This window comes from Kitasatospora sp. UYEF31, assembly GCF_057291755.1.
In genome coordinates this window covers 107,919-121,081 of sequence record NZ_JBXAWK010000008.1, presented here as the reverse complement: position 1 = coordinate 121,081, position 13,163 = coordinate 107,919, and the positions used below count along the sequence as shown (strand labels likewise).

General features: G+C 69.0%; 10 protein-coding genes. 5 read left to right on the top strand and 5 right to left on the bottom strand.

What is annotated here, in order from left to right; all coding sequences use genetic code 11:
• Positions 1-75: 75 nt before the first annotated feature.
• The 3 genes from AC0Z36_RS06360 to AC0Z36_RS06350 all read right to left on the bottom strand — a co-directional run bounded on the left by AC0Z36_RS06360 (position 76) and on the right by AC0Z36_RS06350 (position 2,751).
• A complete protein-coding gene (locus AC0Z36_RS06360) occupies positions 76-966 on the bottom strand; it encodes a GNAT family N-acetyltransferase (protein WP_485461700.1) in 891 nt (296 codons plus the stop codon).
• A gap of 219 nt (positions 967-1,185) precedes the next feature.
• The gene (locus tag AC0Z36_RS06355; RefSeq protein ID WP_485461699.1) at positions 1,186-2,226 is read right to left on the bottom strand and encodes an IS30 family transposase; all 1,041 of its coding nucleotides are present in this window, start codon (positions 2,224-2,226) and stop codon (positions 1,186-1,188) included.
• A gap of 27 nt (positions 2,227-2,253) precedes the next feature.
• Entirely contained in the window at positions 2,254-2,751 is a 498-nt protein-coding gene (locus AC0Z36_RS06350) for a hypothetical protein (RefSeq protein ID WP_485461698.1), read from the bottom strand.
• 1,043 nt (positions 2,752-3,794) lie between these two features.
• Here AC0Z36_RS06350 and AC0Z36_RS06345 point away from each other — a divergent pair.
• The 5 genes from AC0Z36_RS06345 to AC0Z36_RS06325 all read left to right on the top strand — a co-directional run bounded on the left by AC0Z36_RS06345 (position 3,795) and on the right by AC0Z36_RS06325 (position 9,237).
• Positions 3,795-4,289, top strand: a complete 495-nt coding sequence (locus AC0Z36_RS06345; protein ID WP_485461697.1) for an SMP-30/gluconolactonase/LRE family protein — start codon at positions 3,795-3,797, stop codon at positions 4,287-4,289.
• On the top strand, positions 4,250-4,657 hold the full coding sequence (locus tag AC0Z36_RS06340) for an SMP-30/gluconolactonase/LRE family protein (RefSeq protein WP_485461696.1): 408 nt from the start codon (positions 4,250-4,252) through the stop codon (positions 4,655-4,657). Before AC0Z36_RS06345 ends, AC0Z36_RS06340 begins: the two co-directional genes overlap by 40 nt.
• A gap of 114 nt (positions 4,658-4,771) precedes the next feature.
• Positions 4,772-7,126, top strand: a complete 2,355-nt coding sequence (locus AC0Z36_RS06335) for a helicase-associated domain-containing protein (protein ID WP_485461695.1) — start codon at positions 4,772-4,774, stop codon at positions 7,124-7,126.
• A gap of 120 nt (positions 7,127-7,246) precedes the next feature.
• A complete protein-coding gene (locus tag AC0Z36_RS06330) occupies positions 7,247-7,792 on the top strand; it encodes a SigE family RNA polymerase sigma factor (protein WP_485461694.1) in 546 nt (181 codons plus the stop codon).
• Between the two features lie 77 nt (positions 7,793-7,869).
• Positions 7,870-9,237, top strand: a complete 1,368-nt coding sequence (locus AC0Z36_RS06325; RefSeq protein WP_485461693.1) for a hypothetical protein — start codon at positions 7,870-7,872, stop codon at positions 9,235-9,237.
• Between the two features lie 67 nt (positions 9,238-9,304).
• On the opposite strand, the gene AC0Z36_RS06320 is transcribed toward AC0Z36_RS06325, so the two are convergent.
• Positions 9,305-11,266 (bottom strand): ABC transporter ATP-binding protein, encoded by a 1,962-nt coding sequence (locus tag AC0Z36_RS06320; protein ID WP_485461692.1) that lies wholly within the window; start codon positions 11,264-11,266, stop codon positions 9,305-9,307.
• A complete protein-coding gene (locus AC0Z36_RS06315; RefSeq protein WP_485461691.1) occupies positions 11,263-12,996 on the bottom strand; it encodes an ABC transporter ATP-binding protein in 1,734 nt (577 codons plus the stop codon). The genes AC0Z36_RS06320 and AC0Z36_RS06315 overlap by 4 nt, the downstream gene beginning before the upstream one ends.
• Between the last annotated feature and the right edge of the window lie 167 nt (positions 12,997-13,163).

The window sequence follows — 13,163 nt, the reverse complement described above, 5'->3', positions numbered from 1 at the left end:
TGAATCCTGATCCCGCTCATTACCTAGATACCAGGGCAGCCAGGCCAGACAGCACCGGATGGCGGCGGTGGCTGGTCACAGGAAATGCCCGCTGGCGAGGTAAGGCGCCGGGACAGGCATCCCACGGACGGCGATATAGCCCTCTTGCCCGATGTCGAGACGGGCGGCCAAGCCGACATCGATCGCCCACTCGTTCGGGGTGGTGATGCAGTTGACCAGGGTTCTTCCCCGCGATGAAGCGAGGGCTTCCCACAGCAGCTCCTGTGCGATCTCCGGGTGCGCGGCTGCCAGCAGCGAGGCCCGCCCCTGGTGGTCGATGTAGACATAACCAGGCTTCGTCATGTCCCGGGACACGACCAGCCGCATGGTGCCGAGCATGTAGCCGTGGTCGGGACCGTGGCCCGCAACGCGCAGGCTCTGGTCCAACCGGTCCATCCACTCGAAGTCGTCGGCTCGGCCCTCCCGCAGGCCGTCGACCGCGGGAAGCGTGGACCGGTCGACGGTGCCGACCATCCGTATCTGCGGGTGGAGGGAGAATCCCGCCAGCCTGTACCGGCGGGTGGCGCCTGCGTGGACGCTGGAGGAGAAGATGCCAGGACGGCCGTCGGCATGGTCGAGGGCGGCATCCAGTAATCGCGTCCCGACGCCCTGAGCCTGATGGCTCGGCAGCACGCCGTAGGTCGCAAGGAACCACAGCCGGCCGCGGTTCTGGGAAATAGCGAATCCGACTACTCCGCCGGCCTCGGTATCCTCCTTCACCGCGACCCAGCACCCTCCCGGGTCGACGCTCAGGTGGAAGCGCATACGGTCGATCCACTGCTTCGAGGCCGCTGCCGAACGCGGCTCGGCCTCCGGATCGCTGACCCGCCGGGTGCTCCTCTCGGCCTCAAAGAACGTGAATGACGATGCGCGTTCCGCTGAGGCGAGATCGTCCTCACACATCAGCCTGACCTGTACGGAGTCCATCGTTTCAGCGTAGGGATTAGCCAGGCTGGGTCGCATCCGGTTATTTCGCGATCGCCTCGGGTGGTAGCACCGGTAAAGTCCCCCCGCCGCCACAACCCCACCTACCCGGCGAAGGTTCGTGGTCAGCGCACCAGCCGGTGCCGGACGGGGCAGCGTCATCTCGTGCTCGTCGGCCCAGTGGCGCGTGTTGTTCTCGTCCGCCGCCGACGCAGGGTGGTGTCAACCCGTGGAAGCACCACCTGATGATTCCTCCACCAGGAGCTTTTGCATCACTTCCTGCGGCGTCAAAAAGCCCAGGCACCGCCGGGGCCGGTTGTTGATCTCCTCGGCGATCGCCGTCAGGTACGGCTGGTGCGAGGTGATCGGCGTCCCCTTGGGCAGGTACTCGCGGATGATCCGGTTCGTGTTCTCGTTCGTCGGACGTCGCCAGGGCGAGTGCGGGTCGGCGAAGAACACCGGCAGTCCCGTCGCCAGGGTCACGGCCGCGTGCCGTCCCATCTCCGTACCCTGCTCCCACGTCAGCGACTCGCGCACCAACTCCGGGAGTCCTTCGACGTGTTCGATCAGGATGTCCGCGAGCGGCCCGGCCTTCTTCCCCTCGGGCAGGGCCAGGATCGCGCAGAACCGGGTCCGCCGGTCGACGAGGGTCACCGCGGCGCTCTTCCCACCCTCACCGATGATCAAATCCCCCTCCCAGTGTCCCGGGACCTTGCGGCCCAAAGCCTCGGCGGGGCGGTCGTGGATCGAACGCATGCCCACGATGCGCCCGCCTGACAGGCCGCCTTTGCGGCGGGGGCGCCGGGTGGTGCCTTTTCCGGGCAGCAGGACGCCCAGGCGGGCGAGTTCACCCTTGGGCAGGGCGTAGATCCAGGTGTACACGGCCTCGTGGGAGACGGTCATACCGTCGGCGGGGATCGAACCTTCCATGAGGTCAACAGTGTCGTCCCGGGCTTCGAGCTTCAAGCGGCCGGCGATCTGGTTCGGCGTCCGGCCGCGCCGGAGGTCGGCGACCACCCGGTCGCGGAGCGTCCCGGGATGGTCCAGGAGTCGGGCCTGGGGGCGTTTTCGCCGTCCGGCGGCCCGCCGGTCGGCGGTCACACCCCGGTAGCCGCGTTGGGAGCGGTTGCGGCCGATCTCCCGGCTGACCACCGAGGGAGCCCGGCCGATGTGTCGGCCGATCTCCCGGGGTCCGTCACCCCGCTGGACTGCCAGCGCGATCTCCTCGCGGTCCTCCGCCGTCAACGGTCGTCGCACACTCATCGGCAACCCCTCCCACCTGCACTGTTGCTACGACGGTATGACACCACCCTTCGTGTCGCCTCCGGTGATGGCGCTGAGCTGCGCGAGCCGTCCTGTGAGGTCGATCAGCCCGCCCGGCTTGGTCCCCTGCATGAAGGACTGGGCAAAGAGCGGATCTTCCGCGTTGTTGTGCAGCAGGTTTTCGAGCTGCTTGAGTTCGGCGGAGTTCAGCGACTCCAGCCGCAACCCCAGATCCTGAGCACGCCGGGCGTCCGCTCCCGGGCCGCCGCCGACAGCACTCGCGTTGAACTCGCCGGGGCCGCTGAACTCCACGTCCTTACGCAGGGCCGCGGCAGCGCGGCTGTCGGCCTCGGTCGCCAGCCGCAGCGCCTCGGTGATCCGCGCGGCGAACCCCTCAGCCTGCGCGTTCCGGGATTTCGTGAGCTGCCCTTGTTCCTCAGTCGTGAGGCCGGCGAAACTCTCCTGCCAGGTCGCCGCACCGTCATCCGCCACCCGGAAACGCGTCCCGGTCTCCGGCCATGGCATCGCGCAAACGCTCCCAGTCCTCCGCCAAAGCCGTCAGCTGGGTAGTGCGCAGTTCGCGCAACTGCTGGACGCTCACCATGAGAACATCACCTCGGGTTCAAGCCGAACCGGGACCCCTGATGCGTTTCCGTCCGGGTCCACGTCTCAGCGGTATCACGCAGATTGTGCGCCTGGGACCGCATCGTCCTGGTTTTCAGGTCGAGCTTTGCTTTCCAGCGTTCCTGCGTGAACGCGCGTGCGGCCCCCAGTTCCCACCCGCCGTAGACGGGTGCCAGCAGCTCGATGGAACTCACCGCGGCGCTCCCGTCCTTCCGGAGTTCCTCAGCCAGAACGTCGAGGATGTTCCCACTGACCAGGAGGACGTCCGGATGGACGACAAGGTCCGGAGGGCCGTTTTTTGGGACGAAGGGCCGGAGATCGACCGGAGGGCGGGGAACGGTCGGTGTTCCCGGTGAAACCGGACCACCGGGAACCGGCGGTGTCAGCGTCCCCTGTGGGTCCACTGCCGCCCAGAATTTCGCCTGCCGCTCATCCACGAACGTCCCCGCCCCCGTCCCGCAGCGCGGGATGCCGCTCTGAATGATCAAAGGAATCAGCCGGAGCCCTACGCGCCTTGATGTCACGGAGCAACTGCCGAGTGTCAGTCAGCAGGCATTCCGTCCAGCGGTGGCGGCGACATCGAGGACCGCATCCTCAAGCTCACCAACGACTACCGGACCCGCCGTGGCCTGAACGCCCTCCAGCTCGACGGCCGGCTCAACCAGGTGGCGCGGGCGAGCAGCGCTGACCCGCCCACCGGCCCCGGGACACTACGATCGCGTTCCGGCGCGCACCGACCGGGACCGCGTCGTGGCCGGCGGCAGTGCCCGCACCGGCAGTGCCCGCACCGGCAGTGCACACCGCGGATTTGGGAGACGAGTGTCAGCCGACGGTTCCACAGGCGACAGTTCCACAGGCGACGGAGCAACACGTTCCACGGGTCACGCACCACCGGGCCGGCCCGCCGCTCGCGAGCAGCCCCTGACGACCTGGGGGTGGACAGCATGAACTGGGAAATCGCAGTCCCCGCAGCCGCCGAGCTCGGCGAGCGCCCCGTCTGGGACGACAGGGCGGCCACCCTCGTCTGGGTCGACATCAAGACCGGCCGGGTGCACCGCCACCAGCCAGGCGGCACTGACGACTACTTCGAGGCCGGGCCCACCGTGGGCGCCGCTGGGCTGCGTGCCGACGGGGGTTACGTCCTCGCCGCCGGCACCCGGTTCCTGCTGACCGACGCGGACGGTCACGTCGGGGCCACCGCACCCATTCCGGGGGACGCCCTGTTCAACGACGGGGTGGTCAGTCCGAGCGGGCAGTTCTGGGCGGGTACGGCGACCACTGACCTGACTCCGGGCGGCGGTGCGCTCTACCGGCTCGACGCCGACCTCTCCGTGCACCTGGTCCTCGACGGGGTCACGGAGAGTCCAACGGGCTCGCGTGGAGTCCCGACGGGACGACCATGTACTACGTCGATTCAGGCGAAGAGCAGCGCAGGGTAAGGGCGTTCCCGCAAGACCCGGCGACCGGCGCCCTGGGCGGGCCGGAAGACTTTGCAACTTTCACCCAGGACGAAGGAATCCCCGACGGCCTCGTCGTCGACAGTGGCGGGAGCCTCTGGGTGGCGCTCTGGGGCGGTGGAGCCGTACGGCGCTACTCGGCTGACGGCGCGCTCCTCGACCATCTGCCGGTGCCCGCGCACCTGGTCACCTGCCCCGGCTTCGGCGGGCCGGACCTGGCCGATCTGTACGTGACGACCGCCTGGGAAGGCCTGACCCCCGGAGCCCGCGGAGCCCAACCGTTGGCGGGGCATGTGTTCCGCGGCCGCCCCGGCGTGACCGGGCTGCCGGTGACCCACTTCCCGGCCTGAAGCCCCGAGCCCGCGTCGACCATGGGATTCCCGCAGAGCGGATCCGGGCATTCCGGGCGCCCGGTCCACGGGATTCCCATGATCAACCAAATGGCATCCTCTAAGCTCGGCCCCGTGAAAAGTGTTCCCGCCCTCCAGTCCTGGCTCACCGGGCTCACCCCCGGACAACTCACTGAACTGCTCGAACAGCGCGATCTCCCCAGAGCTGGGGCGTACGGCAGGGATGGCGTGTCCACGACCGCCCGCCTGGCCCAGCACCTGCTGTCCGACGTGTCGGTCACCAGAGCTCTGCACGACCTCACGAGGGCCGAGACGCAGACGCTGGTCGCGGTGGCGCAGCTGGCCGAGCAGGCGCACGGCCTGCTGGCGATGTCGGCGCTCGCCGCACCGGATCCGTTCGAGCGGGCGGTGCCCCGTGAGTGGTTCCTCGACCAGTTCACCCAGGATCCGGACGGACGCGTGGCCGCCGAGGCGGGGCTGGAGCGCCTGGCCGGGCGGGCCCTCATCCTCCCGCCCAGCGCGGACCACCTCGCCGTCCCGCTGTTCCTGCACCGGCAGGCCGCTGAACTCCGGGGCCTGGGGCGGCCGGTGGAGCAGTTGTTGTCCGGCGCGTACAACGCCCCTGAGGTCCACCGCGTCGCAGCCACCCTGGGTCTGCCCGAGTCCCGCACCCGTGATGAGGCGCAGCGCGGGATCGTGGCACTGTTCAACGACCCGGTGGAGCTCGCCGGCCGACTAGACGAAGCGCCGCCCGGAGCAAGGAGGTTGCTCGAACTGCTGACGAGAGAGTCGCCGCTGCTCGCGACCCCGTGTTTCTCGGTCCAGTACGGCTACTACTCCCCCGGATCCAGCAAGTTCCTCTTCAATCAAGGGGGTTCGGGCGATCCGGGTACGGACTGGCTGGCGGAGCGCGGGTTCCTCGTTCCGGTGGGCACCAATCTGGCTGAACTCCCGTACGAGATCGGTGTCGCAGTGCGCGGCGACAACGCCGGGCCCGCCTTCGAGGCGGATCGGCCGAAGATTTTCTCCCTGACCCCGCTGCCCCGGTCCGCCGCCGGGCAGGCGCAGGCTTCGGCCGCCGCGGCGGCGTCCACGGTCGAACTCCTGCTGCGGTCCGTGGCCGGGCAGCCGCTGGCGGTGCGGAAGACGGGCGGGATCGCCGTACGGGACACCAAACGGCTCGCCAAGGCCATCGGGGCGACTGAACAGCAGACGCGACTGTGGCTGGACCTGGCTGCGAACGCGGGGCTGATCGCGCCGCACCGCGATGCGGCGCCGCCCGCGCGGGGCCGCAAGCCGGCTCCGGAACCGCCGGCGCGGATGCTGCCGACGGCGAAGTACGACACGTGGGTCGCCGCCGGGCCCGCCGCGCGGCTGTTGCCGGTCATCGCGACGTGGGCGGTCACTCCGGAGATCTTCACCTACTGGCCGGGCGAGAACAGTGACACTCCGGTCGCCTTGATCTCGCCGATGGACCCGTACGCCGTTCCGCTCCGCCACGGCCTCCTCGAAGCGCTCACGACGATCCCGGACGGGCAGGGTGTCGGCTCCCCCGTCGACGCCTGTGCGGTTGAGCAACTCGTCTCCGAAGCGCTCGCGTTCCGGCCCATGGCGCTCGCCGCGGACGATGACGCCTATGAGCGCACGATCAAGGTGCTGGCTGAGGCCGAACTCCTCGGCGTCACCGCGCACGGCGCCCTCACCCCTGTCGGGCACGCGGTGCTCGCCCTGCTGCGCGCGGGTGCCGCCCGGCACTTCCCCGCGGTCCCGGGAACCGGAACGGACCTGACGGACCGTCCGGTTTTGGAGGGTGCGGTACGCGAGCTCTCGCGGGCCCTGTCCGGCCTGCTTCCCGAACCGCAGACGACGGCCCGCTTCCAGGCCGACCTGACCGCCGTCGTCGCCGGGGCGGCGGCCGCCGGGCTCACGGATCTGCTCGGCGACTGTGCCGACCGTGAGTCCGAAGGGCACGCTGTCGTCTGGCGGTTCAGTGCGAAGTCCGTACGGCGCGCCTTGGACGCCGGGTTGGATTCCGCCGGACTCCTGGAGAGCCTCGCCGCCGTGGCGGAAGGCGGTCCGGCCCTGCCGCAGCCGCTCGAATACCTGATCAAGGACACGGCCCGTACGCACGGCAGGATGCGGGTGGTCCGCTCGGCGTGCTGCGTCCGCTCCGACGACGAGGCGCTGGTCCTGGAGCTGTCGAAGACCCGGGCGCTCGCCAAGCTGGGTCTGCGCCGGATCGCCCCGACGGTGCTCATCAGCACCGCCGACCCGGGGTCCACCCTGTCGGCGCTGCGGGCGGCGGGCTTCGCCCCGGTCCTGGAGGCCGAGACGGGCACCACCGTGGTCGAGCGTGTCTCCGGCGAGCGCGCCGCGGACTTCACGGTCCCGCTGGCCGACGCGCACGCCCACCACGGGCCGGGGCCGCAGACGCCCTGGGAGCTGGCGGCGTTGCTGCTCGACCGGTGACCGCCACCCGGACTGTGACTGCCTGGCCGACCTGTGCCCCGGGTCACACTCCCCACCGCCTGTAACGTCCACTCGCCCCTGCCGCGTCTAAGGGGATGACGACATCGAGGGGGCAACACCGTGGGGAACACCCTGGACCGGGATTCAGTCGCAGGGGGCGAAGCCGGGCGGCGCGCAGCCGGGGACTTCCTGGACTTCGCGACCGCGCGCAGCAAACCGCTGTTCCGTACCGCGTGCCTGCTCACCGGGGACTGGCACCTGGCCGAGGACCTGGTGCAGGAGACCTTGGGGAAGATGTACGCCTCCTGGCGGAAGATCGACCGGATCGACTCGCCGGCGGCGTACGCCAACACCGTCCTGGTCCGGACTTTCCTGTCGCACAAGCGGCGGCGCAGTTCCAGCGAGCGGCCCAGTGCGCAGTTGCCGGAGACACAGGGGAGCAAGGAAGACACGGAGCTGCGGCTCACCCTCCTGGACGGGCTGGCGCAGTTGTCCACCCGGGACCGGGCTGTGCTGGTCCTGCGCTACTGGGAGGACCGCTCCGTGGACGAGACCGCGAAGGCGCTGAGCCTGTCCACCGGCGCGGTGCGGCTGCAGTCGTTCCGTGCGCTGAAGCGGCTGCGGCTGATTCTCGGCGACCAGATTCCGGACCTTGCGATGCGTTAGCTCCGCCGTACGCGCACCACCCGCACACCCACCCGCCATACACACAGATCCACGACCCGGACGAACGGTGATCCGCCATGTCCCGAACTGACGACTCCTTTGAGCAGCAGTTGCCCGAGGCGCTCCGCGCCGGCACTGAGGCCTTCCCAGACCACTCCCCCGACCTGGTCCAGCGCGGGGTCACCCGTGGCAAGCGGATCAAGCGGGTGCGCAACCTCCAGGTGTCCGCCGCGGCTGCCGCGGCTGTGCTGCTGATCGGCGGCGGGGCGGTGTTCCTCACTGACGGGTCCAACGGTGACAACAAGTCGGGCCCGGCCGCCGCGCCGTCGAAGACCGCCGCCCAACCGACCGCAGCCCAACCCACCGCGGCCCCCTCGACGGTTACGCCGCCGGTGAGTGCGGCGGCGATGCAGGAGATCTTCAAGAGCCTTCTGCCGCAAGGGGGTTCGTACTCGGAGGAGTCAAGTCACGGAACGGAGGACCAGCCCGGCGGTCCGCAGGTCATCAAGAGGTCCTTCCCGTCGGCGCCCCTCGCGTCGCTCACCCTCACCACCCCCAAGGGCAAGAGCGGCCTCACCCTCTTGGTACAGCGGATGAGCGGGAACTCCCAGAAGCCGGCGCCCTGCCCCCGCGACACGGAGGAGGCCGGGATCAAGTGCGACATCAAGCACCTGCCCGACAACTCCGCCCTGACCGTCATCAAGGGGTTCACGTACACCGACGCACCGCGGAGGGCCCAGCAGAACTGGGAGGTCATCCTGGACCGCGCGGACGGCGCGCGGATCAGTATGAGCGCTTACGGCGGCGGTGGCGAGAAGGCGTCGACCAGTAAGGCCGACCCGGTCGTCAGCACGGACCAGATGTCCGGGATCGTCCAGAGCCCGGCGTGGGTCAAGGTCGTCTCGGCGATGCCGGTGCCGGTGCCCCCGGCGGCTCCGTCGGCCCCGGACCCGCGGAGTGACGCCCCGGACGACACGGTGGCCAAGGCCCTGGGCGCACTGATGCCCGCAGGCTCCACCGTGGTCGTCAAGGACGGCCAGGCCGGGTACGGCAGCATCACGTTCGACGACGGCAAGGGCCGCACCCTGGTTGAGGTCAACGTGCAGGCGGACATGACCGAGGCCATCAAGGGCCGGATGTCCTGCCCCCGGTCGGACGCGACCACCTGCAAGGCCGAGACGCTGCCCGACGGCACCAAGATCGTCTTGACGACCGGCCTTGCGGAGAAGGGTGGTTCGGCCGCGCAGTGGGGTGCCGAGGCGCTCTACTCCAACGGCCTGCGCGTGGTCGCCGCCGAGTTCAACTCGGGCACCCAGTCCGGCCCGGCAACCCGCCCGAAGCCCGGCCTGACGCTGGATCAGCTGAAGGCCGTGGTACTCAACGGGACGTGGAAGACCTCCGGAGACGCCCAGCCGACGGGCTACGCCGCCCAGCCGCCCCAGTAGACAAAAAGGTCGGCGTACGGTCCGCGACCGCGGACCGTACGCCGACCTTCTGATCTCAGATCCCGGTCTACTCCGCGTCGACCGCCGGAGCCGTGAACTGCGCCGCGTAGAGCCGCGCGTAGGTGCCGTCGGCGGCCAACAGGCCGTCGTGGGTGCCCTGTTCGACGATGCTTCCGGACTCCATCACCAGGATCACGTCCGCGTCGCGGATCGTGGAGAGCCGGTGCGCGATGACGAAGCTCGTGCGTCCGGTGCGCAGTTGCGCCATGCCGTGCTGGATGAGCACTTCAGTGCGGGTGTCCACCGAGCTGGTCGCCTCGTCGAGGACCAGGATCCGCGGTTCGGCGAGGAACGCGCGGGCGATGGTGATCAGCTGGCGTTCACCGGCGCTGACGCTGTCGCCGTCCTCGTCGAGGACGGTGTCGTAGCCGTCGGGCAGCGTACGGATGAAGTGGTCCGCGTGGGCGGCCCGCGCCGCTTCGACGACCTGTTCGCGGGTCGCCTCGCCGCGCGATCCGTACGCGATGTTCTCCGCGATGGTGCCACCGAACAGCCAGGTGTCCTGGAGCACCATGCCGATGTTCGAGCGCAGGTCGTCCCGGTGCATCGTGGCGATGTCGACGCCGTCCAGCGTGATCTTTCCGTCGGTGACCTCGTAGAACCGCATGAGCAGGTTGACCAGGGTGGTCTTGCCCGCTCCGGTGGGTCCGACGATGGCGACCGTGCGGCCCGGCTCGGCGATCAGGTTGAGGCCCTCGATCAGCGGCTTGTCCTTGGTGTAGCTGAAGGACACGTCGTGGAAGACGACCTCACCGCGGGCGGGGGTCCACTTCGCGGCCTTGGCCGCGTCGGGCGACTGCTCTTCGGCGTCGAGCAGTTCGAAGATCCGCTCGGCCGAGGCGACACCGGACTGCACCAGGTTGGACATACCGGCGACCTGGGTGAGTGGCTGGCTGAACTGCCGGGAGTACTGGATGAACGCCTGCACCTCACCGAGGGTGAGGCTGCCCGAGGCCACCCGCAGTCCGCCGACCACGGCGACCACGACGTAGCTGAGGTTGCCGATCAGCCCCATGATCGGCTGGATCATGCCGGAGATGAACTGCGCCCGGAAGCTCGACTCGTACAGCGCCTGGTTGTGCTCGTCGAAGGTCGCCGCCGCCTCTTCCTGGCGGCCGAAGACCTTGACCAGCGCGTGCCCGGTGTACATCTCCTCGATGTGCCCGTTGAGCTTGCCCGTGCTCTTCCACTGGCCGACGAACTGCGGCTGGGCGCGCTTGCCGACCTTGACGGTGACCAGGATCGACAGCGGCACGGCGAGCAGTGCGATCACCGCGAGCAGCGGGGAGATCCAGAACATCATCGCCAGCACACCGATGATGGTGAGCAGCGACGTGATGATCTGACTGAGCGTCTGCTGAAGCGTCTGGCCGATGTTGTCGACGTCGTTGGTGACCCGGCTGAGCACCTCGCCGCGTGGCTGCTTGTCGAAGTACGACAGCGGCATCCGGGACAGCTTGGCCTCGGCTTCGGCGCGCAGCCGGTGGACGCTGCGCTGGACCGCGCGGGTGGCCAGCCGGCCCTGGACGATACCGAACAGCGAAGCCACCACGTAGATGGCCAGGACCCAGAGCAGGACCTGGCCGACGGCGGTGAAGTCGATTCCGGCGCCGGGGGTGAAGTCGACCTTGGCCAGCATGCCGGCCATGGTGTCGTTGCCGCTGTCCCGCAGGTGCTGGATCGCCTCGGCCTTGGTGCTGCCCTTGGGCAGGTCGCGCCCGGCGATCCCGGCGAAGATGAGGTCGGTGGCCTGACCGAGGATCTTGGGGCCGATGACCGACAGGGTGACGCTGAGCAGGCCGAGGAACAGCACCACGTAGATGCTGGCGCGTTCGGGGTGGAGCAGTCGCATCAACCGGACGAGGGAGCCTTTGAAGTCCTTGGACTTCTCCAGCGGCGGGCCGCCCATCATGCGGGCGGCCGGTCCGCCGCCGACCGCGGGGCGGGCCTGGGTTTTGTTCTCGCTCATGCCGCCTCCGCCGCAGTCAGCTGGGACAGCACGATTTCGCGGTACGTCTCGTTGGTGTCCATCAGTTCGTCGTGTGTTCCTTCGCCGACGACCCGGCCCGCGTCCAGCACGAGGATGCGGTCCGCGTCCCGGATGGTGCTGACCCGCTGAGCGACGATGACAACGGTCGCGTCAGCGGTCTCCAGTGCGAGGGCGGCACGCAGCGCGGCGTCCGTGCGGTAGTCGAGGGCTGAGAACGAGTCGTCGAACAGGTAGATCTCCGGACGCCGCACCAGCGCGCGGGCGATGGCCAGACGCTGCCGCTGGCCGCCGGAGACGTTGGTGCCGCCCTGGGAAATCGGGGAGTCGAGCCCCTTGGGCAACTTCTGCACGAACTCCCGCGCCTGCGCGGTCTCCAGGGCCGCCCAGAGCTCTTCGTCCGTGGCGTCGGGTTTTCCGTACCGGAGATTGGTCGCGACCGTTCCGGAGAACAGGTAGGGCTTCTGCGGGACGAGGGCGACCGTTCGGGCCAGGAGCGCCGGCTCCAGGTCGCGGACGTCGATCCCGTCGACCAGGACCTGCCCGGTGGAGGTGTCGGTGAGCCGCGGGATCAGGTTGAGCAGCGTCGTCTTGCCTGAGCCCGTGCTGCCGATGACCGCGGTGGTCTCGCCGGGGTTCGCGGTGAGGTTGATGTCGCACAGCACCCGGTCCTGGGCCCCCGGGTAGCTGAATGCGGCGTCGCGCAGTTCGAGTGTGCCGTGGCGGGCAAGCGATCGGACCGGGTCCGTGGCCAGGACCAGCGTGGTCTCGGTGTCGAGGACCTCCTGGATGCGCTCGGCGGAGACCTCGGCGCGCGGCACCATCATGAACACGAAGGTGGACAGCATGATCGCCATGAAGATCTGCATCAGGTAGCTGAGGAACGCGGTCAGCGCGCCGATCTGCATGTCTCCACTGTCGATGCGGTGGGCACCGAACCACATGACGCCGACTACAGCGAGGTTCACCACCAGCATGACCAGCGGGAACATCAGCGACATCAGCCGGCCGACCTTGATCGACACGTCCCGCAGTTCGTCGTTGGCCTCGGCGAAGCGCTTCTTCTCGTGGGCTTCGCGGACGAACGCGCGGATCACCCGGGTGCCGGTGATCTGCTCGCGCAGGACCCGGTTGACCTTGTCGGTGCCTTCCTGGACGCTGCGGAACAGCGGGCGCATCCGCATCACGATCACGCTGACGACAAGCGCCAGGGCGGGGACGAGCGCGACGAGCAGCATGGACAGCGGGACGTCCTGCTGGAGCGCCATGATGATGCCGCCGACGCACATCACCGGGGCGAAGACCAGCAGGAAGAAGGTCATCAGGGCCAGGATCTGCACCTGCTGGACGTCGTTGGTCGTCCGGGTGATCAGCGAGGGGGCGCCGAACTGGCCGACCTCACGGACGGAGAAGGTCTGCACCCGCTTGAACAGGGCCCCGCGGATGTCACGGCCGACCGCCATGGCGGTGCGCGCACCGTAGTAGACGGCACCGATGGAACAGGCCAACTGGAGCACGGAGATGCCCAGCATGACCGCGCCGGTGCGCAGGATGTAACCGGTGTCGCCCGTCACGACGCCTTTATCGATGATGTCGGCGTTGAGGCTGGGCAGGAACAGGGCTGCGAGCGTGCCGACAAGCTGCAGCAGCACGATCAGCGCGACGGGGCCCCGGTAGGGCCTCAGTTGCGTTCGGAGAAGTCGAATGAGCACACCATCTACCATATTCCGGAGTGCGTCGGACTTCCTCCGGATATTCGCTGGACAGGTACCCGTCAGGTAAAGGACTGGACAAAACCCCAGGCCCGCTCAGCGGCTGCACGGAGCAGCAATCGGCAGGACACCGATCAGGCAGGGCCCGGATCAGGTACGGGCCTGAT